Origin of the sequence: Mesorhizobium sp. CA15, from assembly GCF_020165215.1 — a bacterium.
Taxonomy (GTDB): domain Bacteria; phylum Pseudomonadota; class Alphaproteobacteria; order Rhizobiales; family Rhizobiaceae; genus Mesorhizobium.
This window is the reverse complement of record NZ_JAIUHQ010000025.1, coordinates 32121-56349: the sequence shown is the minus strand read 5'-3', so window position 1 is coordinate 56349 and position 24229 is coordinate 32121. Positions and strand designations below refer to the sequence as shown.

Annotated in this window: 24 protein-coding genes and 1 tRNA gene; 13 read left to right on the top strand and 12 right to left on the bottom strand. The window is 65.3% G+C overall.

Going from position 1 to position 24229, the window contains the following annotated elements; all coding sequences use genetic code 11:
* The first annotated feature begins 147 nt into the window (after window positions 1–147).
* Both LB515_RS26375 and LB515_RS26370 read left to right on the top strand, forming a co-directional pair.
* Window positions 148–1026: an HpcH/HpaI aldolase/citrate lyase family protein gene (locus tag LB515_RS26375; protein WP_224709448.1), complete on the top strand. Its 879-nt coding sequence runs from the start codon at window positions 148–150 to the stop codon at window positions 1024–1026.
* A gap of 29 nt (window positions 1027–1055) precedes the next feature.
* Complete coding sequence (locus LB515_RS26370; RefSeq protein WP_095769831.1) at window positions 1056–1262, top strand: DUF1737 domain-containing protein; 207 nt, start codon at window positions 1056–1058, stop codon at window positions 1260–1262.
* Window positions 1263–1515: 253 nt separating this feature from the next.
* On the opposite strand, the gene LB515_RS26365 is transcribed toward LB515_RS26370, so the two are convergent.
* Window positions 1516–1953, bottom strand: a complete 438-nt coding sequence (locus tag LB515_RS26365; RefSeq protein ID WP_095769832.1) for a metallopeptidase family protein — start codon at window positions 1951–1953, stop codon at window positions 1516–1518.
* A 184-nt stretch (window positions 1954–2137) separates the two neighbouring features.
* On the opposite strand from LB515_RS26365, the gene LB515_RS26360 reads away from it, so the two are divergent.
* From LB515_RS26360 to LB515_RS26350, 3 genes are read left to right on the top strand one after another with little or no spacing between them, the layout of a single operon-like run.
* Complete coding sequence (locus LB515_RS26360; protein WP_224709447.1) at window positions 2138–3208, top strand: ImuA family protein; 1071 nt, start codon at window positions 2138–2140, stop codon at window positions 3206–3208.
* Complete coding sequence (locus LB515_RS26355) at window positions 3150–4640, top strand: DUF6504 family protein (protein WP_224709446.1); 1491 nt, start codon at window positions 3150–3152, stop codon at window positions 4638–4640. The genes LB515_RS26360 and LB515_RS26355 overlap by 59 nt, the downstream gene beginning before the upstream one ends.
* Window positions 4637–7969, top strand: coding sequence for an error-prone DNA polymerase (locus LB515_RS26350; RefSeq protein WP_224709445.1), 3333 nt, complete (start codon window positions 4637–4639; stop codon window positions 7967–7969). Before LB515_RS26355 ends, LB515_RS26350 begins: the two co-directional genes overlap by 4 nt.
* A 272-nt stretch (window positions 7970–8241) precedes the next feature.
* On the opposite strand, the gene LB515_RS26345 is transcribed toward LB515_RS26350, so the two are convergent.
* The 4 genes from LB515_RS26345 to LB515_RS26330 all read right to left on the bottom strand — a co-directional run bounded on the left by LB515_RS26345 (window position 8242) and on the right by LB515_RS26330 (window position 11075).
* Window positions 8242–8484 carry a Trm112 family protein gene (locus LB515_RS26345; protein WP_095769836.1) on the bottom strand — a complete coding sequence of 81 codons (243 nt, stop codon included), beginning with the start codon at window positions 8482–8484 and terminating at the stop codon, window positions 8242–8244.
* 23 nt (window positions 8485–8507) lie between these two features.
* Window positions 8508–9179 (bottom strand): LON peptidase substrate-binding domain-containing protein, encoded by a 672-nt coding sequence (locus LB515_RS26340; RefSeq protein ID WP_095769837.1) that lies wholly within the window; start codon window positions 9177–9179, stop codon window positions 8508–8510.
* 271 nt (window positions 9180–9450) lie between these two features.
* Window positions 9451–10443 carry a thioredoxin gene (gene trxA / locus LB515_RS26335; protein WP_224709444.1) on the bottom strand — a complete coding sequence of 331 codons (993 nt, stop codon included), beginning with the start codon at window positions 10441–10443 and terminating at the stop codon, window positions 9451–9453.
* A 137-nt stretch (window positions 10444–10580) separates the two neighbouring features.
* A complete protein-coding gene (locus LB515_RS26330; RefSeq protein WP_224709449.1) occupies window positions 10581–11075 on the bottom strand; it encodes a prolyl-tRNA synthetase associated domain-containing protein in 495 nt (164 codons plus the stop codon).
* Between the two features lie 263 nt (window positions 11076–11338).
* On the opposite strand from LB515_RS26330, the gene LB515_RS26325 reads away from it, so the two are divergent.
* The 4 genes from LB515_RS26325 to LB515_RS26310 all read left to right on the top strand — a co-directional run bounded on the left by LB515_RS26325 (window position 11339) and on the right by LB515_RS26310 (window position 12956).
* Window positions 11339–11413 (top strand) — tRNA-Gly (locus LB515_RS26325).
* 404 nt (window positions 11414–11817) lie between these two features.
* Window positions 11818–12114: a hypothetical protein gene (locus LB515_RS26320; RefSeq protein WP_224709443.1), complete on the top strand. Its 297-nt coding sequence runs from the start codon at window positions 11818–11820 to the stop codon at window positions 12112–12114.
* Between the two features lie 24 nt (window positions 12115–12138).
* Window positions 12139–12336: a hypothetical protein gene (locus tag LB515_RS26315; protein WP_140845947.1), complete on the top strand. Its 198-nt coding sequence runs from the start codon at window positions 12139–12141 to the stop codon at window positions 12334–12336.
* 236 nt (window positions 12337–12572) lie between these two features.
* Window positions 12573–12956 (top strand): hypothetical protein, encoded by a 384-nt coding sequence (locus LB515_RS26310; protein WP_224709442.1) that lies wholly within the window; start codon window positions 12573–12575, stop codon window positions 12954–12956.
* 177 nt (window positions 12957–13133) lie between these two features.
* Here LB515_RS26310 and LB515_RS26305 read toward each other — a convergent pair whose 3' ends face one another.
* On the bottom strand, window positions 13134–13574 hold the full coding sequence (locus LB515_RS26305; protein ID WP_095769871.1) for an Lrp/AsnC family transcriptional regulator: 441 nt from the start codon (window positions 13572–13574) through the stop codon (window positions 13134–13136).
* 127 nt (window positions 13575–13701) lie between these two features.
* On the opposite strand from LB515_RS26305, the gene rocF reads away from it, so the two are divergent.
* Together rocF and LB515_RS26295 are read left to right on the top strand one after the other, a co-directional pair.
* The gene (rocF, locus tag LB515_RS26300) at window positions 13702–14634 is read left to right on the top strand and encodes an arginase (protein ID WP_224709441.1); all 933 of its coding nucleotides are present in this window, start codon (window positions 13702–13704) and stop codon (window positions 14632–14634) included.
* A 2-nt stretch (window positions 14635–14636) separates the two neighbouring features.
* Window positions 14637–15695 carry an ornithine cyclodeaminase gene (locus LB515_RS26295; RefSeq protein WP_224709440.1) on the top strand — a complete coding sequence of 353 codons (1059 nt, stop codon included), beginning with the start codon at window positions 14637–14639 and terminating at the stop codon, window positions 15693–15695.
* A 396-nt stretch (window positions 15696–16091) separates the two neighbouring features.
* Here LB515_RS26295 and LB515_RS26290 read toward each other — a convergent pair whose 3' ends face one another.
* The 5 genes from LB515_RS26290 to LB515_RS26270 all read right to left on the bottom strand — a co-directional run bounded on the left by LB515_RS26290 (window position 16092) and on the right by LB515_RS26270 (window position 21944).
* Entirely contained in the window at window positions 16092–17090 is a 999-nt protein-coding gene (locus LB515_RS26290) for a LacI family DNA-binding transcriptional regulator (RefSeq protein WP_224532510.1), read from the bottom strand.
* 12 nt (window positions 17091–17102) lie between these two features.
* Window positions 17103–18119 (bottom strand): ABC transporter permease, encoded by a 1017-nt coding sequence (locus tag LB515_RS26285; protein ID WP_140845941.1) that lies wholly within the window; start codon window positions 18117–18119, stop codon window positions 17103–17105.
* On the bottom strand, window positions 18116–19615 hold the full coding sequence (locus tag LB515_RS26280; protein WP_224709439.1) for a sugar ABC transporter ATP-binding protein: 1500 nt from the start codon (window positions 19613–19615) through the stop codon (window positions 18116–18118). The genes LB515_RS26285 and LB515_RS26280 overlap by 4 nt, the downstream gene beginning before the upstream one ends.
* 137 nt (window positions 19616–19752) lie before the next feature.
* Window positions 19753–20718 (bottom strand): sugar ABC transporter substrate-binding protein, encoded by a 966-nt coding sequence (locus tag LB515_RS26275; RefSeq protein ID WP_224709438.1) that lies wholly within the window; start codon window positions 20716–20718, stop codon window positions 19753–19755.
* A gap of 206 nt (window positions 20719–20924) precedes the next feature.
* The gene (locus tag LB515_RS26270; RefSeq protein ID WP_140544726.1) at window positions 20925–21944 is read right to left on the bottom strand and encodes an LLM class flavin-dependent oxidoreductase; all 1020 of its coding nucleotides are present in this window, start codon (window positions 21942–21944) and stop codon (window positions 20925–20927) included.
* A 259-nt stretch (window positions 21945–22203) separates the two neighbouring features.
* On the opposite strand from LB515_RS26270, the gene LB515_RS26265 reads away from it, so the two are divergent.
* Together LB515_RS26265 and LB515_RS26260 are read left to right on the top strand one after the other, a co-directional pair.
* Window positions 22204–22959, top strand: coding sequence for a COG4280 domain-containing protein (locus LB515_RS26265; RefSeq protein WP_224544360.1), 756 nt, complete (start codon window positions 22204–22206; stop codon window positions 22957–22959).
* Window positions 22956–23165, top strand: coding sequence for a hypothetical protein (locus tag LB515_RS26260; protein WP_224544361.1), 210 nt, complete (start codon window positions 22956–22958; stop codon window positions 23163–23165). Before LB515_RS26265 ends, LB515_RS26260 begins: the two co-directional genes overlap by 4 nt.
* 320 nt (window positions 23166–23485) lie before the next feature.
* On the opposite strand, the gene LB515_RS26255 is transcribed toward LB515_RS26260, so the two are convergent.
* Complete coding sequence (locus LB515_RS26255; RefSeq protein ID WP_224544362.1) at window positions 23486–24112, bottom strand: methyltransferase family protein; 627 nt, start codon at window positions 24110–24112, stop codon at window positions 23486–23488.
* Between the last annotated feature and the right edge of the window lie 117 nt (window positions 24113–24229).

Genomic DNA, 24229 nt, shown 5'->3' with positions numbered 1-24229 from the left:
GCGATTGGCGTTTCCTCGCCCCCGCAAAGCGGGGGAGAGGTGGATCGGCGCGCAGCGCCGAGACGGAGCGGGGGCTGGCGCCGCCATATGCGATTGTCCTGTCCCCTCCGCCTTGCCTCATCCGCCATCACCCGGCATAGATCGGCGATGGCTCAAGAACCCTACCGCCCGCGCCGTTCGGTGCTCTACATTCCCGCCTCGAACGACAAGGCGCTCGCCAAGCTCGGCTCCCTGGCCTGCGACGCCGTCATCATCGATCTCGAGGACGCCGTCCTGCCCGCCGACAAGAAAGCCGCGCGCGACAAGGTCGCCGGCATTCTCGCCGGGCGCGAACGGCGCTGCGAGATGGTGGTGCGCATCAATCCTTTGGCCAGCGAATGGGGCACCCATGACTTGTTGGCAGTGGCCAAGGCCGAGCCCGACGGCATTCTTCTGCCCAAGATCGCCACGCCGCGCGACATCCTCGAGGCCGGCGACCTGCTCGACGACAATTTCGCGCCGGACAGCGTGAAACTATGGGCGATGGTCGAGACGCCGAGGGCGCTGCTCAACATCGGCGCCATCGCCGAACTCGGCCGCGATCCGGCTTCGAGGCTGGCTTGTTTCGTGACCGGAACGAATGACCTGGTGAAGGCGACCGGCATCCTGGCGACGCCCGACCGACGCTATCTGATGCCGTGGCTGATGCAGCTGGTGCTTGCGGCGCGGGCCGGCGGTCTCGATGTCATCGATGGCGTTGCCAATGATTTTCGCGATCTCGACGCTTTTGCCCGCGAATGCGCCGACGGGGCCGCCATGGGCTTTGACGGCAAGTCGCTGATCCATCCCGCCCAGATCGAGCCGGCGAACCGCGCCTTTTCGCCGTCGCCCGAGAGGCTGGCTGCGGCCCGGGCGATCAAAGATGCGTTCGCGCGGCCCGAGAATGCCGGCAAGGGCGTGATTGCGCTGGACGGCAGCATGGTCGAGCGGCTGCATCTGGCGGAAGCCGAGAAACTTCTGGCGAAGGCCGCGATCATCGGCGCATGATGCGCCGGTCTTCAAGATAGGCTCGATAAATGAAACTCTACCGCTTTCTGTCCGGTCCGGACGATTCAACTTTCTGCCACAAGGTGACGGCAGCCCTGAACAAGGGCTGGCACCTGTTCGGCTCGCCGACCTATGCCTTTGACCAGCAGACGAAGTCGATGCGCTGCGGCCAGGCCGTGGTGAAGGACGTCGAAGGCCAGGACTACGGCCCGGACACCAAGCTCAGCGACTGGTAGGAAGGGAGGCAACCCCTACTTCGTCATTCTAGGGCGGAGCAGGAGCGAAGCTCCGTCGCGAAGACCCTAGAATCCATGCCGGGACCTGAGCCGAAAGGCGCAGCGAGTCAGAATATAGGGGACGTTTGCGGGTGTCGGGCGGCAAGCGTTCCGTTCTGCACCGCGGGCTTGGTGCTGATGGAATGGCATGGATCCTAGGGTCTACGCGCGTCGCTTCGCTCCTTGCTTCGCCCTAGGATGACGAGGTGCGTGCTCAGCCTGCCGCCGCCTGCTCCGCCGCCTCCTCGATCCGCTCCATGTCGTCGTCCGACAGGCCGAAATGGTGGCCGATCTCATGGATCAGCACGTGGGTGACGATGTCGCCCATCGTCTCTTCATTCTCGGCCCAGTAGTCGAGGATGGCGCGGCGGTAGAGCGTGATGCGGTTTGGACCTTCGCCGGTCTGCGGGTTCCAGCGCTCGGCGATGCCGCGCCCCTCGAACAGGCCGAGCAGGTCGAAGGGCGTCTCCAGCGACAGATCGTCCATGATCTCGTCGGTCGGGAACTCGGCAATCTGGATGATGATCTCGCCGGTGAGCTTGCGGAACTCGTCCGGCAGATGGGCATAGGCCTCCAGCGCCAGAAGCTCCATCTCGTCCATCGACGGCGAGAGCTGGTCGTGCCAGGTGCGGGTCTTGTAGATGCGGGCCATGAAATGTCCTTTAATCCCGGCATATAGGCTTTCACGCCGATTGAGGCAAATGGACCGGCTGGGGTGTTCGCTTTCAGGGTAAAAGGCGAAGGAATAAATTCCTTGCGACTCTGCTTGACTCTTCCGGGCGCCTCTGGAATCTATAGGAACATAACAGGAACAATTGCTGCTGGAAGTGAACGTCATGGCGATGAGTGCCGTGGCGCGGGACACTGTTTTTGCCCTGCGCCGCCAGATCGCGAAGATCGAGGGAACGCTGCCCGAGCGCCTGCAGGCGCCCTCGGGGTGCGCGCCCGAAGCAATTCCAGGAAAAGTGCGAAGCAGTTTTCCCTCCGGAATGGCGCAAAACCAAACATCCAGCGATGCCGCCGGGCCGGACATGACGATTGTCCGGCGCGGCCTTGCCGTGGCTTCGGCGGATGCCTTCCTGCACACCGGCATCGATAGGCTCGATGCAGCGCTTGGCGGCGGCCTGCCCAAGACGGCGCTCAGCGAAATCCATGGCCTGGAGACCCGCGATGCCGGCGCCGTTGCCGGCTTCGCGCTCTCGCTTGTAAGCCTGGTCCTCAGGGAGAAGCAGGGTTTGCCGATCCTCTGGGTCGGCACGGCGGAAATCTTCCACGAGGCCGGCATGCCCTATGCCAGGGGCCTTCATGCCCTGTTCGGCATCGAGCCGGGGCAATTGCTGTTTTCCGAGGCGCCGAAGCTGCTCGACGCGCTGTGGATCGCCGAGGAGGCGGCCCGCATGACGGCCTTTGCCGCGGTCATCCTCGAGATCCGCGGCAGTCCGCGGCTTCTCGACCTCACCGCCACGCGCCGGCTGCATGCGCGGGCCCGGAGCGCCGGCCGCCCGCTGCTGTTGCTGCGCCAGGCCGGCGAGGCCGATCCCACCGCCGCTCCGGTGCGCCTCATCGTTTCGGCGGCGCCCGCGGCAAGTCGCGAGACCCTCGCCGGGCCGCTCGCCGGCTCGATCGGCCGCCCCGCCTTCAAAGTCGATATCGGCAAGAGCCGCACGGCCCTGCCTGGACAGTTCACACTGGAGTGGAACCCCGATGAGCACGCTTTTGCAGAAAGAACAGAGAATTCTGTCGCTGTGGTTCCCGCATCTGGCCGCGGAGCGGATCCTGCGCCAGCGTCTGGGGCGGTCCTGGCGTTCCCGGCCCTCGCATCGCCTGCCGTCGCTTCAGCCGCCGCTGGTGATCAGCCATCGCGACAACAACACCCAGCGCATCGCAGCCCTCGACGAGCGGGCTGAGGCGCTCAGATTGAAGCGCGGCATGGGCATCGCCGATGCGCGCGCCATGCATCCCTCGATCGATGTGGTCGAGGCAGACCCGGAAGCCGACCGCCGCCTGCTCGAAGGCCTTGCCGACTGGTGCGACCGCTACACGCCGCTGGTGGCGATCGACGGCGAGGACGGGCTGTTCCTCGACGTCACCGGCTGCACGCATCTGTTCGGCGGCGAGCGCGCCATGCAGGACGAGATCCTCGCCCGCTTCTTCCAGCAGGGCTTCGATGTCCGCGCCGGGCTGGCCTCGACGCCGGGCGCCGCTTGGGCGGCGGCGCGCTTCCATGGCGATCGCATCGTGGCCGGCGGCGAGGAGGAGGCGCTGCTTTCGCCGCTGCCCTTGTCGGCGCTGCGCATCGCGCCGGAGACCCGCGCCAGCCTGGAAAGTGTGGGCCTGCGCACCGCCGGCGCGGTGATGGCAGCACCCCGCGCGCCGCTCGCCCGCCGTTTCGGCGCCACCTTGCTTCTGCGCCTCGACCAGGCGCTCGGCCGCCTCGACGAGGCCGTGTCGCCGCGCCTTCCCGTCGCGCCGCTCTCGGTCGAGCGCCATCTTGCCGAGCCGGTCGTGCTCACCGACGACATCGAGCGGCTGGTGAGCCGGCTGGCGATCGCCTTGAAGACCGACCTCGAACGCCGCGGCGAGGGCGCAAGGACGCTGGCGCTGCTTCTCTTCCGCGTCGATGGCGCCGTCAACCGCATCGCCGTCGGCACCTCGCGCCCGATGCGCGAGCCGCGGCTGATCCAAAGATTGTTCCATGAGCGGCTCACCGCGCTGGAGCAGAGCATCGACGCCGGCTTCGGCTTCGATCTCGTGCGGCTGTCCGTGCTGTCGGTCGCGGCCTTCGACTTGGCTCAGGGCGACCTCACCGGCGAGACCGACGACGATGACGCCGACATCGCGCTCTTTGCCGACCGCGTCCGCGCCCGTCTCGGCGAAGCCGCCGTGCTGAAGCCGGTGGTCGTCGAAAGCCATCTGCCGGAACGCGCCGTCAAAACCGTACCTTTCGCCGAAGCGCCGCAAGGACGCGCCCCGGCGGCCGGACGGACGCCGCCGCCCCGAACAGCGCCACCGATGACCGTTTACCCGCCGGAGCGGCCGGTGCGCCTGTTCCGCTCGCCCGAGCCGATCGAGGTGCCGGCGACCGAGATCCCGGAGGGCCCGCCAATGAATTTCCGCTGGCGGCGCGCGCTCTATCGTGTCGCCCGCGCCGAGGGGCCGGAGCGCATCGCCGCCGAATGGTGGCGCCAGCTGCCCGGCGAGAAAGAGGCGCCGACCCGCGACTATTACCGCATCGAGGACAGCGAGGGGCGCCGCTACTGGCTCTACCGCCAGGGTCTCTACAGCAGCGCGCCGCAGGCCGCGCCGCCACGCTGGTTCATGCATGGGGTGTTCGCATGAATGCGCTGACCGTCATCCCCTATGCCGAGTTCGGCATAAGCTCGAATTTCTCCTTCCTGCGCGGCGCTTCGAAACCCGAGGAGCTGGTGGTGACGGCGAAGTTCTACGGTTTTGCCTCGATCGGCCTTGCCGACCGCAACACGGTCGCCGGCGTCGTGCGCGCCTGGCAACAGGCCAGGGTGGAAAAGCTCGCCTATCATCCCGGCTGCCGCCTGGTGTTTGGCGACGGCACGCCGGATATCCTCGCCTATCCCCGCGACCGCCAGGGCTGGGGGCATCTCTGCCGCATGCTCACACAAGCCAATCTGCGCGACGAAAACGAGAAGGGCGCGACGCTGCTCCAGTTGAGCGACCTGCTCGAATGGGGCGATCGGATGTCGCTGGCGATCCTGCCCGATCTGTCGGCAGGCGCACAAGACAACCTGGCATTCATTAGCCGGTTTAAGGATCGCTTCGGCGCGGCGCTCCGGCTGGCCGTGGCGCCGGATTATGCCGGCAACGACCGTTTCCGCATCGAGCAGGCTTCCGCGATGGCCGAGCATGCCCGCGTCCCGCTGATGGCCACCAACGACGTGCTCTACCATGCCGCCGATCGCCGGCCGCTGCAGGACGTGCTGACCGCGATCCGCCTCAACACGCCGGTTTCCGAGGTCGGGCTGGAGCTGATGGCCAATGCCGAGCGCCACCTGAAGCCGCCGCTGGAGATGGCGCGGCTTTTCCGCCGCCACCCGCAGGCGTTGGCCGAGACGCTGCGCTTCGCCGACGAGCTCGCCTTCTCGCTCAGCGACCTCGAATACAATTATCCGGACGAGCCGACCGAATCCGGGCTTGGACCGCAGGCCGAGCTCGAACGGTTGGCGCGGGAAGGCGCGGCCGTTCGCTATCCGGCCGGCGTTCCCGAGGATGTGCTGAAACGCATCGACAGCGAGCTCGTTTTGATCGAGCGCCTGAACTATGCCCGCTATTTCCTCACCGTCCATGATATCGTCAAATTCGCCCGCAGCCAGGGCATTCTTTGCCAGGGCCGCGGTTCGGCTGCCAATTCGATCATCTGCTTCTGCATCGGCATCACCGAGGTCGGCCCCGAGCGCATCGACACCTTGTTCGAGCGCTTCATCTCGGAGGAGCGCAACGAGCCACCCGACATCGACGTCGATTTCGAGCATGAGCGGCGCGAAGAGGTCATTCAGTACATCTATACGAAATACAGCGCCAAGCGCACCGCCTTGGCCGCCGCCGTCATCAGCTATCGCGGCCGCTCGGCCCTGCGCGAGGTGGCCAAGGCCATGGGCTTGTCGGAGGATGTCCGCAGCGCGCTCTCCAGCACCATCTGGGGCTGGTCGACCTCCGAGCTCGGCGAAAGGGAAGCCAATGCCGGCGGCCTCGACCGCACCGATCCGCTATCGCGGCAGGTGCTGGAGCGCGCCAACGAGATCATGGGCTTTCCCCGCCATCTTTCCCAGCATGTCGGCGGCTTCGTCATCACCCGCGACCGGCTCGACGAGGTCGTGCCCATCGTCAAGACGGCGATGGAGGAGCGCAAGATGGTCGAGTGGGACAAGGACGATCTCGATGCTGTGAAGATCCTCAAGGTGGACGTGCTGGCGCTCGGCATGCTGACCTGCCTGAAGCGCGCCTTCACCTTGCTCACCGATCATTATCCGCGGGCGCGGGATCCGTTTGGACAGCCTTATGTGCTCGCGACCCTTCCCGAAGAGGACAGGCGCGTTTACGCCATGATCCAAAGAGCCGACACGCTCGGCGTCTTCCAGATCGAGTCGCGCGCGCAGATGTCGATGCTGCCGCGCCTCAAGCCGGCAAATTTCTACGACCTCGTCATCGAGGTGGCGATCGTGCGCCCCGGCCCGATCCAGGGCGACATGGTGCATCCCTATCTGCGCCGGCGGCAGGGCAAGGAGAAGGCCGAATACCCCAAGCCTGAGTTGGAAGAGATTCTCGGCAAGACCCTTGGAGTGCCTTTGTTCCAGGAGCAGGCGATGAAGATCGCCATCGTCGCCGGCGGCTTCAAGCCGGGTGAGGCAGACGAGTTGCGCCGCGCCATGGCGACCTTCAAACGCACCGGCACGATAGGAAACTATGAAACGCGAATGGTCGAGGGAATGGTCAAGAAGGGCTATCCCAGAGAGTTCGCCGAGCGCTGCTTCAAGCAGATCGAAGGCTTTGGCGAATATGGCTTTCCCGAAAGCCATGCCGCGTCCTTTGCGCTGCTTGTCTATGCCTCCTGCTGGTTCAAGACCTTTTATCCGGACGTGTTCTGCGCCGCGATCCTGAATTCCCAGCCGATGGGTTTTTACCAGCCGGCCCAGCTCGTGCGCGATGCGCGCGACCATGGCGTCGAGATACGCGAGGTCGACATCAACCATTCCGTCTGGGACTGCACACTGGAGGAAACCGCCTTCGATTCGTCCCGCATCCTCGAGCGCCACGCCTCGATGCGCAGCGTCATCGAGACGGCTCACGCCGTCCGCCTCGGCTTCCGCCAGATCAAGGGCCTGTCCGAAGAGCGCATGGATATAGTCGTTGCCCGCCGCGGCGACGGCTATCGCTCGGTCAGGGACGTCTGGCTGCGTTCGGGCCTCGATGTCGGCGAGATCGAAAGATTGGCGCAAGCGGACGCCTTCCGCTCGATCGGCCTCGACCGCCGTGCCGCGCTCTGGGAAGTCCGCGCCCTTGACGGCAAGAGCGCCGCCGAGAAACTGCCGTTGTTCGACCAGCCCTCGCTTCGCCTGCGCGAGCTGGAGCCGGAAACGAAACTGCCGAAAATGCCGCTCGGCGAGCATGTCGTCCACGATTACCGCTCGCTCGGCCTGTCGCTGAAGGAACACCCCGTCGCCTTCCTGCGCGAACGGCTGGATCGCGCCGGCGTCACCCCCAACGCCCGTTTGCCGTCTGTGCGCGACGGCCGCCGCGTTTCCGTCGCCGGACTGGTGCTGGTGCGCCAGCGTCCGGGCAAGGGCAATGCCATTTTCCTCACGCTGGAAGACGAAAAGTCGATCGCCAACGTCATCATCTGGCCACGCGTCTTCGACCGCTTCCGCCCGGTGGTCATGGGCGCGCGCTTCATCCGCGTCACCGGCAAGCTGCAGCATGAATCGGACGTCATCCACATCGTCGCCGACCGGGTCGAGGATTTGACGTCCTGGCTGGGCGTGCTGCTGGAGTCCGCCAACCGACCGGTCATCGAGCATAATCCCGCCGAACGGCCGGTTGGAGCCGCCACAAGCCGTGGCCGGCCTGTCCATCAGGAGATCGAGGCCCTGTCGGGTGCCGCGCAACAAGTCATGCCGAAAGGGCGGAATTTTCAGTAGAACGATACGGGAAGCAGACGCCCGACTGCGTGTGCCGTCACGATGCACAACTTTGATGTCGGCGGGACAGCGCCCCCCCTCTGTCCTACCGGACATCTCCCCCTCAAGGGGGGAGATCAGACGTCACGCCGGCTTTTCGCTAATCTCCTACACTGCAGAATGGACGGGAGGCCCAAGCTGCCAATCTCCCCCCTAGAGGGGGAGATGGCCGGCAGGCCAGAGGGGGGCGCGAAGGATCGCCTACCTACGTCACTGTACCAAGCACAGCCCACTCACGAAGCCCCGCCGAGCCGCGGCGGTGGGGTCAGCATGTCCTCGGCCGAGATCGTGCGCGCCTCCGACGGCAGCATGATCGGGATGCCGTCGCGCACCGGATAGGCGAGCTTCGCCACGCGCGAGACCAGCTCGTTGCGCTCGGGGTCCCAGGTTAGCGGTCCCTTGGTCAACGGGCAGGCGAGCAGCTCCAGCAGCTTCGGGTCGACCGTGGCTTTTCGTCCGTCGCGTCCGTCCGCCATGAACTCATCCCCGTGCCGGCAAGCTATTGTAGACTCGAGCCAAACTCATCATCCTCGCGCGCCAGCGTCATTTCGGTGATGGCGATCAGCGTTTCGGCGCGCGTCTTCAGGTCCGGCGCTTCCAGCAGCGCCTGCTTCTCGGCCGGCCCGTAGGGCGCCATCATCGACAGCGCGTTGACCAGCATGCCGTTTTCGGCGCGGCTGACGCTTTCCCAGTCGGCCTCAAGGTCGTTGGCCTGCAGATAGGAACGAAAAGCCTTGAGCAGCGCCGGCCGGTCGACGTCGGCGCCGGCCGGGTCTTCCTCGAGGTCGGCGAGAAACGGCGCGATCTTGCACTGCCGGAACGGCGCCTTTGCCGTAAGCTCCTGCACAATGCGAAACCGGCACACGCCCTGCAGCGAGATCAAATAGCGCCCGTCGCCCGTCTCGGCGAGCGAGATGATGCGCCCGGCGCAGCCGACGCTGCACAGTTCAGGCTCGCCGTCGTCCCGCAATGCGCCGTCGAGGCTGGGCTGGATCATGCCGATCAGCCGCGAGCCGGCCATCGCCAGATCGATCATCTGCAGATAGCGCGGCTCGAAAACGTTGAGCGGCATGCGGCCGCCCGGCAGAAGCAGCGCGCCGGCGAGCGGGAAAACCGGGATTGCCGCCGGCAGATCCTTGGCAAGCCTGTAAAGTGCGTTACCGACGCGCACCGCGACCCTCCCAAAGCAACGCCGGCAAGCGTATCAAGCTGCAATCTCCTCTCGCACCGGCGAATTCGTCACGATCGGCATCCGGCCCCGCCCTTATCTGGCGCTGATGTCCCACTGCGCAAGCCTGCCGGCCGCGACAGCCGGCAAAAAATTCACGGCAATTCCGGGAAAGTATCAGTTGGGGTCGGCAAATTCGCCGCAGCTTTCCGTCTGGAATTGCGCAAACCGAACTTAAAGCGGTTCAGCGGCTCTGTGAATCGCCGAAACCGTCCTACGAGAACAGCAGCGACGAGAGCTTGCGGCGTGCCGCGAGCGTCGCCTCGTCGGTCATTCCCCAGGCTTCGAATAGCTTCAACAGCTGCGCCCTGGCGCCGTCGTCGTTCCAGGTCCGGTCGGCCTTGACGATCGCCAGCAAATTGTCGGCGGCCGCGTCACGCTCGCCGCGCGCGTTCTGGATCATCGCCAGATCGAAACGCGCCTGATGGTCGGCGGGGTTGGCGGCGAGCCGGCGCTCGAGCTCGGCCGGATTGCCGAGCGCGGCCGCTTCCGCGGCAAGCGTCATCTTGGCGCGCAGCGCAGCCAGCGCGGGCGCGTCCTTCTTGTCCTCGGGCGCTCGCGCCAGCACGGCCTCGGCGCCTTCCACGTCCCCGGCATCGTACAGGATCTCGCCCAGGCCTGCGATCGCCTCGATCGTCTCCGGCGCCTGCTCGAGGACCGCATCGTAGATATCGGCCGCGGTCTGGACGTCGCCGGCCGTGCGCGCCTCGGCCGCCGCCGCAAGCGCGTCGGCGATCTGCGGCGCGCCGCCGCCCTTGCCGCCGACCTTCTCGATGAATTGGGCGACCTGGCTTTCCGGAACCGCGCCCATGAAACCGTCGACCGGCTGGCCGTCCTTGAAGGCGATGACCGCGGGAATCGACTGGATGCCGAGCTGGCCGGCGATCGAGGGGTGATCGTCGATGTTCATCTTGACCAGCTTGACCTTGCCGCCGGCGTTCTTCACCGCCTTTTCGAGCTGCGGCGTCAGCTGCTTGCAAGGCCCGCACCATGGCGCCCAGAAGTCGACCAGCACCGGCTGGCGGCGCGATTCCTGGATGACGTCGGCGGCGAAAGTCGCGGTTGTGGTGTCCTTGATAAGGTCGGCCGCCGCCGGCGCACCGCCGAGCGAAACCTTGGCGCGGTCGCCGCCGCCATATTGCACCGTCTGGGCATACTGGCCGCCATTGCCGCCAAACGCGCCGCTATACGGATTGTTGTCACTCATTTTGTCGCCCTTTCGGTCACGCTCTCAGGCGTCGGCGCCCGGCGCGTCATTGTCGGATTTCGCAACCGCCTTCCATGTGGCGATCAGCCCCAGAGTTTCAAGGCAATAAGGCCTTCAAGGCAAGGGCACTTTCAAGGTCATGAGACCTTCAGGATAACAGGATCGTGGCCGGTTGCCTCGACGAATCTGATCAGGTCGGCGGCGGCGATCGAGGTCGTCGCCTCATTGGTCAGCGGATGGCCGTTGATGACGTCGTGGCTCATCAACGCCTCGTCGAGCACGAGCTTGACCTTGCCTTCCGTGTCGTTGATCAGGCCGAAAACGGTGACCGCGCCGGGGATGACGCCGAGCAGCTCCATCAGCATTTCCGGCTTGCCGAACGACACCCGGCTGGCGGCGCCGATCAGGTGGTGGATCTGCTTCAGGTCGACCACGGCGTCCTCGCCGACGGTGACGAGGAAATAATTGTCCTTCTTGTCCTTGAGGAACAGGTTCTTGGTGTGGCCGCCGGGAATCTCGCCGCGCAGTCCTTGCGAATCGGCGACCGTGAACAGCGGCGGGTGCCTGACCGTCGAGACGGAAATGCCGAGATCGGCAAGAAATTCGTTGAGCTCGGCTTCGGTCTTCGGCATCGGTCCTCGCGCGGTCAAAAAAGGCGTCATGCCGTTTACGGCCAACCGTGGCGTCGGGGCAAGGCCGCCGGAGCCATTGCGGGCAAAGCGGGCGGCGGCTTGCCTGCGGATTTGCGAGCCGTCCGGTTTCGCCGCCGCTTCGGTGCTTTCGACGCGAACGTCGCCGCGGGAAGAATTCGCGCCAAAAAAGACCGTCATTTCCCTGTTGCAATCGCCGCGCTCTTCGGCCATATAGGCGCGGCTTGCGGCCCAAGGCCGCGCGAGCGGGTGTAGCTCAGGGGTAGAGCACAACCTTGCCAAGGTTGGGGTCGGGCGTTCGAATCGCCTCACCCGCTCCAGTTTCCTTCAAGGGATCAAGCAAACGAAAAGCCGCGGTCTCCGCGGCTTTTTCGCGTTTGCGGCTAGCGGGAAACCCACCCGCGGCACAGCGCCGGAGTTACGTCTGGACCGTCGGCAACGCGCATTGCCGCATCCCCACGGATCTCCCGTGAAATATCTGGCAGATGGTTCACGCGATATTTTCCTTCAAACAGCCACGTCCGCTATCCGGAAAGTATCCGCTGCCCATCAGACTTGAGTCGCATGCCGAAGGGACTGTAGAGCCTCTTTTGTCGGGCGCCCGACAACTATATGTTGTATGAAAGTGCTGGAATAATCCGGCCGGGCAGTCTCGCGGGAGGCATTCCCGCAAGTCGTTACGTTGGGGCATAGCTGGAGCGTTTCCAGAAAAGGGTGAGCGGTTATGCTCGGCGACTTCGCCGCAGTCTTCCGTTCGGAGTTGCGTCAAAGCAAAGATAGAACGTCGGCCATGAGGTTCACAGCCTTACAGGATCCGTGCGGCCAACGGATGGTGTTCGATTTGCGGTCCGGTTTCCCGGCGCGAATGCCGGACATGTTGCTGCTTGGCCCGATTCGCGAGGAGGCGGAGCAGCTCGCGGGCCAGGCAGATGAATTCCTCTCGGTGCCGCGCTCGGCCGTGCCTCTTTCTCGATATTTGATCGCCCCGCAATGGAACGATTGGGCATCATCAGAACTTTAGCTTGCGCTAAAACAAGGAGCGCCTATGAGGTTCGCGGCAATACAGGATCCTTGCGACGACTGGCTTGTCTGCGATCTGGTTTCCGATCTCCCGGCGGAGATAGCAGGCCGGCTGCTGATCGGGCTGACGCAAGGCGAAGCCGAGCGACTTGCCGACCAGGCCAATGCCGGGCTAATCGGGCAGGCGATCGATTGGCCGATCCCGCTCGCCAGCGTCGCCTGAAGACGGCTGGGCTTGGGAACCCGCCTCGCCGACGGCGCATCGGCGATTCAACCCCAGATCACATCGGATAACGTTTGCGTGCTGCTCCATTTCAACGCCGCGGCGGTTTCTATATCTCCTCCCTGGGCCGAGATCCGCCGGCGGCGAATGGCCAGCACCGCGACACGACGCGACCGGACGGCCCGTTTTCGGAAAAAGCGGTCTTGCCGCTTCCTCCATCACGAGGAGATGTCATCATGCGTTCTTCCACCCCAAAACTCATCGCGGCCGCCTCGATCTTCGCGGCCATACCGCTTTCGAGCGCCTATGCCGTGCACCGCCACCATAGGGCGCAGGTCGACACAATGACCACGGCGTCAGTGCCGGCGAAGCCCGAAGCGAGAGCCGCGACGCAGCAGCTGCTTGGCGTGAAGCAAGGTATCCGTGCGGCCAGGCAGGCCGGCAAGATCACGCAGGAACAGGCTCGCGACCTGATGCGGCAGGCCGATGGCATCCAGCCCACCGGAGGCCGTTCGGCGATCGGGCGGATCAATGAGCTGGACCAGCGGCTCCGAAACGCTACCGGCCAGGGAATCTATATGGGCGACGGCTCGGACGGCGGCTATTATCCGAACGGCTGACCGCCTGCATGAGCGGTGCCATGCGGCAGTCATGGAGCAATTCCGGGAAAGCCGGACCGCGGCCCGGCCCGTCGCCTTCGGCCCGCGTCGCACGAAATAAGAACCTGAAGCGGCCCGGCGTTTCGCAAGATCGCCGAACCGCTTCACGCCTTGGCGCTGCCGTAACCGATCCTGCCGCTACGCCAGCCGCGCCCGCGTCGTCCTTGGCGTCGCCAGCAGCAGGCTTGTCTCGCTCCCCGTAATGCCGGGGATCAGCCGGATGCGCCGCAGCACCGCGTCGAAGTCCGTCAGCGTGGCGGTGCCGAGCTCGACCACCAGGTCCCAGCGGCCGTTGGTGGTGTGGATGGTCGAGACCTCGGCGAGGCCGCCGAGCGCCTTGACGACGCGGTCGGCGGCATGGCCTTCGATCTCGATCGTCATCACGCCGCGTATCTTCTGGTCGACCGCGTCGGCGCGCAGCACCACCGTGTAGCCGATGATCTCGCCAGACTTTTCCAGCCGTTCCATGCGCGACCTGACGGTGGCGCGTGACACGCCGAGATCGATGGCGAGGTCGGACACGCTGCGCCGCGCATCGTGCCTCAGCAGCGTCACCAGTTTCTCGTCCAATGCGTCCATGGCTTCCATTTCGATCAAATCGTCTGACCATTATGGTAGATTAGTCTTCTCGAAATGCCAATTTTCACTGTTCAAGCCGCCAGCGGCTGATGGTTCACTCCTTCGATCAATCGCAAGGTGAGAAAAGATGCGCTGCAGGATCGTCGGCGCGCCGGTGCAGGACGGCGCGGGCAGGATGGGATGCGAGATGGGGCCGAGCGCACTGCGCACAGCAGGGCTGGTCTCGGTGCTGGCCGAGCTCGGCCACGAGGTCGAGGACTGGGGCGCGGTCGAGAAAGCCGCGGCGCGGCCCGTGGCGCACGGCAATCTCGCGCTGAAGGCGCTGCCGGAGATCTCCGCCTGGACGGCGGCGATCGCCGAGACCGCCTACGCGGCTTCGCGGGACGCCATGCCGATCTTCCTCGGCGGCGACCATTCGATCTCCGCCGGCACTATGTCGGGCGTGGCGCGCCGCGCGGCCGAGCGCGGACGGCCGCTCTTCGTGCTGTGGCTCGACGCGCATCCCGATTTCCACACGCTCGACACCACCACCAGCGGCAATCTGCACGGCGTGCCGCTCGCCTATGCCAGCGGCCAGGCCGGTTTTCAGGGCTATTTCCCGGATCTGCCGCAAGCGGTCGCCCCGGCCCGTATCTGCGCCATCGGCCTGCGCAGCGTCGATCCGGCCGAGCGCCGCGCGCTTACTGAAGCCGGCGTCACCGTGCACGACATGCGCGCCATCGACGAGCACGGCATCGCGCCGCTGCTGCGCGCCTTCCTGGCCCGCGTCGAGGAGGAGAACGGGCTCTTGCATGTCAGCCTCGACGTCGATTTCCTCGACCCTTCGATCGCGCCGGCCGTCGGCACCACCGTGCCCGGCGGCGCCACCTTCCGCGAGGCCCATCTGGTGATGGAGATGCTGTCCGACTCAGGCCTCGTCTCAAGCCTCGACCTGGTCGAATTGAACCCCTTCCTCGACGAGCGCGGCCGTACCGCCACCCTGATGGTCGACCTCACCGCCAGCCTGATGGGCCGCCGCATCATGGATCGCCCGACCCGCAGCCATTCCGGAAACCTCTGATCATGACCCAGCCTTCGCGCCTTGCCATCGTTCCCTTTGTCAGCGTCGATCGCATGATGAAGCTGGTGCTCGCCATCGGGGTCGAGCGCTTCCTCACCGAGCTCGCCGCCTATATCGAGGAGGATTTCCGCCGCTGGGAGCTGTTCGACAAGACGCCGCGCATCGCCTCGCACAGCCATGACGGCGTCATCGAGCTGATGCCGACCAGCGACGGCAAGATGTACGGCTTCAAATATGTCAACGGCCATCCGAAGAACATGCGCGAAGGCCGCCAGACCGTCACCGCTTTCGGCGTGCTCGCCGATGTCGGCTCCGGCTATCCTATGCTGCTCACCGAAATGACGATCCTGACGGCGCTGCGCACGGCGGCCACCTCGGCGGTAGCGGCAAAATACCTGGCGCCGAAGAATTCGCGCGCCATGGCCATCATCGGCAACGGCGCCCAGTCCGAATTCCAGGCCATCGCCTTCAAGGCGCTCGTCGGCATCGACCGGCTGCGGCTCTACGACATCGACCGCTCGGCCTCGGAAAAATGCGCCCGCAACCTCGCCGGCAAGGGGTTTGATATCACCATCTGCTCGACCGGGCAGGATGCCGTGGAAGGCGTCGACATCATCACCACGGTGACCGCCGACAAGCAGTATGCCACGATCCTTACCGACAACATGGTCGGCGCCGGCGTCCATATCAACGCGGTCGGCGGCGACTGCCCCGGCAAGACCGAGCTGCACCGCGACATCCTGTTACGCTCCGACATCTTCGTCGAGTTCCCGCCGCAGACCCGCATCGAGGGCGAGATCCAGCAGCTCGACCCCGATCATCCGGTGACCGAGCTGTGGCAGGTGATGACCGGGAAGGCCGAGGGCCGCAAGTCGGCCGAGCAGATCACGCTGTTCGATTCCGTCGGCTTCGCCACGGAAGATTTTTCCGCGCTGCGCTACGTCCGCGACCAGCTCCAGGCCACCGGCCTCTATGAGGAGCTCGACCTGCTCGCCGACCCCGACGAGCCGCGCGATCTGTTCGGCATGCTGCTCAGGGCCGCCATGCAGCCGGCGGCTTGAGGCGGTTCGCTGAGGCGATTTCATGCGGCGGGATAATCGCATAGGGCGCTCCCTTTCTCCGTCTCGGCTTCGCCGAGCCACCTCTCACCACTTCGTCTACGTTAAGCACATCTTCTGTGACTGGCGCGACTGATCAGGCCGAGGCTTGATTGCCAGGTGGTTCGGGCGCTGACGGCAAAAGGCTTGGCGCCTTTCCTCTACCCCGTCGATCGGGGGAGAGGTGGCTCGGCGAAGCCGAGACGGAGTGGGGGTCGACCAGCGCGCTGCCATGCACGCTATCGCCAAAGGCCGGCCGCTTTGAAAGGTGTGCATGCCGTAGATGAAATGGCGGAGAGGTGGATCGGCGCGCAGCGCCGAGACGGAGCGGGGGCAGTGCCTACGTCGACGATTGCCAGACTACCCCCGCGCCGCGCAGCTTTCCCGCTCCACCAGAACCGGCGCCAGCACCTCGCGCCTTGACGGCGCTTCCGGCTCGCCCAGCCTCTCGAGCAGCAGGCTCACCGCCAGCGTGCCGATCTTTTCCACCGGCTGCGCGATCGTCGTCAGCGGCGGCCAGGTGGTGACGGCATAGGGGATGTCGTCGAAGCCGATCATCGACATGTCGTCGGGAACGTGCATGCCCCGCGAGCGCAGCGCGGTGACCGCGCCCATGGCCATCAGGTCGTTGCAGGCGAACACCGCGGTGATGCCGGCCGCCTGTACCATAAGCTGCTCCATCGCTAGGCGGCCGCCGGCGAAATGATAGTCGGAATCGACGATTGACGACGCCGGCAGCTCAACGCCTGCTTCGCCAAGCGCGCGGACAAAACCGCGCAGGCGGGCCGGGCTGGAGCTCGAATCGCGCGGACCGCCGATGACGCCGATCTTCCTGTGGCCGAGGCCGGCCAGGTATTTGCCGGCGAGATAGCCGCCATGGTCGTGGTCGACCAGCACCGAATCGACATTGACCGACTGGATCTCGCGGTCGAGCAGCACCGCCGGCACGCTGGGCAGGAGGCGGGCGAACACCCGCGCGTGGTCGGACGAGCCGGCAAAGATCAACCCGTCTATCTGCTTGGCCATCAGCACCGAGAGATAGCGCTCCTCCTTCTCGGCATTGCCGTCGGAGTTGCACAGGATCACCGTGTAGCCGGAAACGAAGCCGGCATCCTCGATCTGCCGCGCCACGCTGGCGAAGAAGGGATTGGAATTGTCGGGGAGCAAAAGGCCGATGGTCTTGGTTTCGCCGCGCCGAAGACTCCGCGCCACCGAGTTCGGGCTGTAGCGCAGCGCCGCGATCGCGGCGCGCACGCGCTCGGCCGTTTCCGGCTCGACATGACGCGTATGGTTCATCACATGCGAGACGGTGGCGACGGACACCCCCGCACGGCGCGCGACATCGGCAATCGTCGTCATAGCCCGTTCCCCTCAGCGGATTTTCCGCAACAGCCTCTCCCGGTACGCGTCTAGGATGACCGCGAGCACAATGACAAGGCCAATCACGATCGGTTTGAAATTGTCGCCGACGCCGAGCAGCTGCAATCCGGTGGAAAGCACCTGCAGGATACAGGCGCCGACCAGCGTGCCGATGATCGAGCCCTTGCCGCCGCTGAGGCTGGTGCCGCCGATGATGACGGCGGCAATCGCGTTGAGCTCGTAGCCGACGCCGGCGATCGGGCTGCCGATGTTGAGGCGCAACAGATAGACCATGGCCGCGATGCCGGCGGTGAGCCCGCTGATGGTGAAGGCGGCGACCTTGTAGAAATCCGGATTGTGGCCAGACAGCCGCACCGCCTCGTCATTGGTGCCGACGGCGAAGATCATGCGGCCGAAGACGGTGAAGCGCAGCACGAACCAGCCGGCGGCGATCACCAGCACCGCGACGAGGAAGATCGACGGCAGGAAGCCGCCGATGATCAGATTGCCGAAATCGACGAAGCTCTGCGGCAGGCCGGTGATGGTGGAATTGTCGCTGACCACGCGCGCGGCGCCCGCCGCCATGTTGAGCATACCCAGCGTGACGATGAAGGACGGGATCTTCCAGCGCGTCGAGATCCAGCCATTGAGGAAGCCGCACACCGCACCCGTCGCCATGCAGGCCAGCAGCGCCAGTGTGATCGCGACGGCCGGCGACAGGCTTTCGTTTATCATCACGGTGGCGCCGACGACCGTACACAGCGCCAGCACCGAGCCGACCGAAAGGTCGATGCCGCCGGTGAGGATGACGAAGGTCATGCCGGCCGCCAGCACCGTGTTGATGGCGATCTGCACGAAGATCTTCAGCGCGTTGCCGGAGGTGGCGAAATAAGGCGCGGTGGCCGAGAAGAACAGCGTGATCAGCACCAGCGCCAGTAGCACGCCGGCATCGCGCACCAGGAAGCGCAGGAACTTCGCCCGGCCCGGAGAAACAGGCGCCGCCACGGCTATCTCGGACGTCTCGCTCATGGTCGCACATACTCCTGATAGGCGAGCGACAGGATGCGCTCCTGGTCGAATTCGGATCGCGGCACTTCGCCGACGATCTTGTTTTTCGAAAAGACGATGATGCGGTGGCACATGCCCATCAATTCAGGCAGGTCGGACGACACCATGATGATGCCCTTCTGCCGCGCCGCCAGCATCCACAGCAGCTGGTAGATCTCGCGCCGGGCGCCGATGTCGACGCCGCGCGTCGGCTCGTCGAGGATCAGCGTGGAGGTGCCGCGGAACAGCCATTTGGCCAGCACCACCTTCTGCTGGTTGCCGCCCGAGAGGTTGCGCACCGCCTGCTCGATCGAGCTCGCCTTGACGCGCAGCTGGCCGACGAGATCGTTGGCGGCCGCAGCCTCCGTCCTTCGGTTGAGCAGCCCGTTGCGCGAGATCTTGCTGAGATCGGTGATGGTGATGTTCTTGTCGACGGCCATGTCGAGCAGAAGGCCCTGGCCCTTGCGGTCCTCGGTGAGCAGGCTCAAGCCATGCCGCACCGCGTCCTTCGGCGCGGCGATCGCCACCGGCTTGCCGTCGATCTCGACGACACCGTCGAGCTTCGGATCGGCGCCGAACAGAGCGCGCATAGCTTCGGTGCGGCCGCTGCCGACCAGGCCGGCAACGCCGAGGATCTCGCCATGGCGCACGGCGAACGATATCTCCGGGGTGGAGGCGTCGCGCTTCAGATTGGCGACGCTGAGCGCCACCTTGCCCGGCACGACCCTGGCATCGAAACCATATTCGTCGGCGATGTCGCGGCCGATCATCATGCGCACGATATCCGGCACGGAAAGGCCGTGAAGGTCGCGCGTCGCGACCAGCCTGCCGTTCCGCAAGACGGTCACGCGGTCGCCGATCTCGAACACCTCGTGCAGCCGGTGCGAGATGTAGATGATGGTGACGCCTTTGGCCTTCAGCCGCTTGATGATGGAAAACAGCCGCTCGATCTCCGGCGGCGTCAGCGTCGCCGTCGGCTCGTCGAGCACCAGAAGCTTCGAGTCGTAGCTCAGCGCCTTGGCGATCTCGACCAGCTGCATCTGCGCGACGCCGAGCGCCTCGACGCGGATGCGCGGATCGATGTCGAGCCCGACTTGCTTGAGCAGCGCCACCGCGCGGCTATTGAGCGCCTTGCGGTCGACGATGCCGAAGGCGCGGCGCGGCAGGCTTTCCAGCATCAGATTCTCGGCGATGCTGAGATAGGGCAGGAGATTCAGCTCCTGATGCACGACGCGAATGCCGCTCTGCTGCGCATCATGCGGCGTCTTCGGCCGGTAAGGCTGGCCGTTGAAGGCGATCGAGCCGGAGTCCGGCTGGTAGATGCCGGCGAGCAGCTTGATCAGCGTCGACTTGCCGGCGCCGTTCTCGCCCAGGATGATATGGGTCTCGCCGCGTGCGATCGACAGCGACACCTCGCTCAGCGCGACGGCGCCGGGAAAGATCTTTTCGACCCTTTCAAGAGAGAGAATCGCATCCATGGGCGGCAGAATCCTAAACCGTGCCCGTCGGCGACGACAGCGGCGGGTGCTCCGTCACCGCCGCCGGAACTGGCGGCGGCGGTGACGAGAGAGACAAAGCCTGGCGCCGGAAGGGAGCGCCGGCGCCCCGGCTCGCCTCATGCGGTGACCAGCTTGACGTCGGTCTTGACCCAGCCGGAGAATTTCTCGCCGGCCAGCTCGCGCAGGCCGTAGTCGATGCCCATCGCCGCCATCTTCGCGCCATACTGCTCGACGGTGGCGAGCATCTTGCCTTCCTTCAGCAGCGGACCGACGGCCGGGATGTTGTCGAAGCCGACGACCTTGATCTGGCCGGACTTGCCGGCAGCGTCGATCGCCTTGACGACGCCGAGCGCCATGGAGTCGTTGGCCGCCATCACGCCCTGAATGTCGGGATGCTGGGTGAGGAAGTTGGTCATCAGCGTGTTGGCTTCCTCGGTCTCCCAATGCGCGGTCTTGGAGTCGAGCAGGTCGAGGCCGTATTCCTTCACCGAATCGTCGAAGCCGAGCTTGCGCTGCTTGGCGTTGTCGGCCTCGGGATTGCCCTCGAGGATGACGACCTTGCCGCCCTTGCCCAGCGCCTTGCCGAGCGCGTCGCCGGCCAGCTTGGCGCCGGCGCGGTTGTCCGGGCCGAAGAAGGCGAGGTCGATGCCGGCCTTCTTCTTGGCCTCGGTGTCGAGCGCAACGTCGATGTTGATGACCTTGATGCCGGCCTTCAGCGCCTTGGCGATCGGCGTAACCATGGCCTTCGAATCCGCCGGGGCGACGACGATGATGTTGTAGTTCTGGGTGATGAAGTTCTCGATGGCGTCGACCTGCGCGGCGAAGTCGCGCTCGTCCTTCATGCCGACAGCGGCGAAATCGAACTTGTCCTTGTTCTTGGCCGCATACTCCTCCGCGCCAGCCTGCATCTGCTTGAAGAACTCGTTGGCCAGGGACTTCATGACCAGGCCGACCTTCGGCTTGTCGGCGGCGAGAACCGGTCCGAGCGGCAGCGCCAGCGCGCCGGCAGCCAAGGCGCTGGTCTTCAGGAACTGGCGGCGCGAGAGCGGGCCAAGCCCATGCTTGTTCGAAATCTTGCTCATTAGTCTCCTCCACTTGATTGAGCCGTAATCGGTTACGTAACCGATTACGCGCCAAAGTAGATTGCTATTTTATCAGATGTCAACGTCGAGGGAAGGACGAGAGGGAAGGCGGTGCCAAGGCTGACGTTGGTGATTGGCGAAAGCCGGCGTGAAGTCTGATCTCCCCCCTTGCGGGGGAGATTACGCGTTTTGCGGTTTTCGCCACCTCACCGCCAGCCCAGCGCCGGCGCGACATGCTTCAGGATCGACTCGATGACATGGGCGTTGTAGTCGACGCCGAGTTGGTTGGGCACGGTGAGCAGCAGCGTGTCGGCCTCGGCGATCGCCTCGTCCTCCTTCAACTGCTCGATAAGCACGTCCGGCTCGGCGGCATAGGTGCGGCCGAACACGGCGCGCTTTTCCGGCTCGATATAGCCAAAATGGTCCTCGCCCTCGCTGCCGCCGAAATAGGCGCGGTCCATGTCGTTGACGAGAGCGAAGATGCTGCGGCTGACCGAGACGCGCGGCTCCCTGGCATGGCCTGCTTCCTTCCAGGCGGCGCGGTAGGCCCTTATCTGCTTGGCTTGCTGGACATGCAGCGGCTCGCCGGTCTCATCGAATTTCAGCGTCGAGCTTTGCAGATTCATGCCGAGCTTGGCCGCCCACACGGCCGTGGCGTCGGTGGCCGCGCCCCACCAGATGCGTTCGCGCAGGCCGGCCGAGAACGGCTCGAGCCTGAGCAGGCCGGGCGGGTTGGGGAACATCGGCCGCGGATTGGGCTGGGCGAAGCCTTCGCCGCGCAGCAGGTCGAGGAAGATCTCGGAGTGCCGGCGCGCCATGTCGGCATCGCTCTTGCCCTCTTCCGGCACGTAGCCGAAATAGCGCCAGCCATCGATCACCTGCTCGGGCGAGCCGCGGCTGATGCCCAACTGCAGACGCCCGCCGGCAATCAGGTCCGCGGCGCCCGCGTCCTCGGCCATGTAGAGCGGGTTCTCGTAGCGCATATCGATGACGGCGGTGCCGAGCTCGATACGCTTGGTCCTGGCGCCGGCCGCGGCAAGCAGCGGAAACGGCGAGGCGAGCTGGCGGGCGAAATGGTGGACGCGGTAATAGGCACCGTCCGCGCCAAGTTCCTCGGCCGCGACCGCGAGGTCGATCGACTGCAGCAGCGCGTCGGCGCCCGAGCGCGTGCCCGATTGCGGCGAGGGCGACCAATGCCCGAACGACAGAAATCCGATCTTCTTCATGTGCTCCGTTCCTGCTGGAGCGGCCCAACGACCGCTTGAACTTCTTGTTGCTCCAGCAGATAGCCAGGGCAGCGCCGCGATACAACGGACACCGAACGGATACAGACCGTCAATGCGTCCTGCGAAATGTCCGCCCTCGCGTCGGGACGTGATGGGGCCGGAGGCGGCGCCGATCGCCTCATCCTGGCATTCTCGCCGGCGCCGGAGCGCTGTATCGTTCTCGCCACCCGATGATTCCCGAGCATTGGACGAAGCCTTGATGCATGGCCTGACACCCATATTTTCCACCGTGACCGCCTCGTTCCTGGCCTCCTTCGTCGAAGTGGTTGAAGCCTTCACCATCGTGCTCGCCGTCGGCGTGACGCGCAGCTGGCGACCGGCGCTGACGGGTGCGGCGCTGGCGCTCGCCCTGCTGGCGGCGCTGGTGCTTGTTTTCGGACCGCTGCTGGCGCTCGTCCCCATCACCGTCCTGCAATTCGTGGTCGGCGTGCTTTTGATCCTGTTCGGCATGCGCTGGCTGAGAAAGGCGATCCTGCGCAGCGTCGGCGTCATCGCGCTGCATGACGAGGAGCAGGCCTTTTCCAAGGAGACGGCCGCCTTGCAGCGGCAGGCCGCCGACCGCCGCGCCGACTATCTGGCGGCCGTCGCATCGTTCAAGGCAGTGCTGCTCGAAGGCGTCGAGGTGGTGTTCATCGTCATCGCCGTCGGCGCCGCGCACGGGCAGACGCTCTATGCCGGCCTCGGCGCGCTGGCGGCCTTCGTGCTGGTGATGCTGATCGGCCTTGCCGTGCATCGTCCTTTAGCCCGCGTGCCCGAGAATGCGCTGAAATTCGTCGTCGGCCTGATGCTGACCAGCTTCGGCGTGTTCTGGACCGGCGAGGGCCTCGGCGCCGAGTGGCCGGGCGCCGACCTCGCTCTGCTCGCCATCTTCGCCGTCATTGCCGCCGCATCCTTCGCCATCGTGCGCTGGCTGCGCGGCGCCTACCCGGAACCCGCCGAAGGAGTTGCCCGATGATCCGTCTGGTCTTCAAGGAGCTCGTCGGCATGTTCGTCGACGACGGCAATCTCGCCCTGCTCGCGCTGATCCTGATCGCGCTGATCACCGCCGCGGTAAAGCTTCTGACGCTGCCGCCGCTCATCGGCGGCTTCCTGCTTCTCGCCGGCTGCCTGGCAATTCTCCTGCAGAGCACACGCCGCGCCGCGCGCGGCAGGGCGCGCTGACCGGGGTTTATTTTCCGCGAAATCAGCGCAACGCTGGAGACTGGCGGAAGCTTCACAACCTCGTCATCCACGGGCGGAGCGACGCGAAGCGGAGCGCAGACCCGAGGATCCATTCCGTGACCTTGGTCGAGGAAAGCAGCGGAGCAGAATTCTGCACCGTGGCAACGCCTCGATGTCACGGAATGGATTCTAAGGTCTGCGCGCGTCGCTTCGCTCCTTGCTCCGCCATAGAATGACGATCTGACAAGCGCGTCAGTCAATCTCCAACGTATGCCGCCTGCCAAGGCAGACAGAGCCGTCGGTCATTCTGTACCGGAAAACTAATAGACCGTGAAAAGCGTCGGCAGGTCGCCGCTGAGGCGCAAATACTCGACCGCCTCGATCACCGGAAACAAAGCCAGGAAATAGAGCCCGTCGCGGAACGTGTTCCGCAGCGCGCCGGTCGAAAACAGCCACTGCGCCTCGTCGCGGTAAAGCAGCGGATTCGGCCAGAAGGACGGCGTGCGTTCGGCATAGGCCGCGTAAGCCGCACCGAACTTGCCGGCAAGATACTCCGCCTCTTTGCGCGCGGTGAAGCGGAAGACGAGGAAGCTCGCCAGGCCGAGCATGAGGGCCGCCAGCAGCGAGCCGAACATCAGCCCGATGCCAGCCGTGCCGACCGTCGAGAAGAAATAGAGCGGGTTCCGGGTCATCGAGAACGGGCCGGACACGATCAGCTCGTCATTCTTCCTGCCGCCGACGAAGAGGATGCTCCACAGCCGGCCGAGGAAGCAGATCAGCACCATCGCGAAGCCGATCGTCTCCATGACTTCGTGACCGTCCGATCCCTCGGCCAACGCCGGCTTGCTGAACAGGAGCAGGATGACGGCAAGCACGGCGGCCAGCTGCACGACGATCAGGCGCTTATGCTGGTCGAACGCATTCGGCGTCGATTTGGGGGATGCCATTCTTCTCACCGCTCCGGCGCAGCCAGGGGGCGCCAAGGCTTGTCTATCTCTTCGCTGGCGGCATGACGAGGCTCGGCGGATGTTTTTGGCCAACCTTACGAATTTGTAAGAACGCGG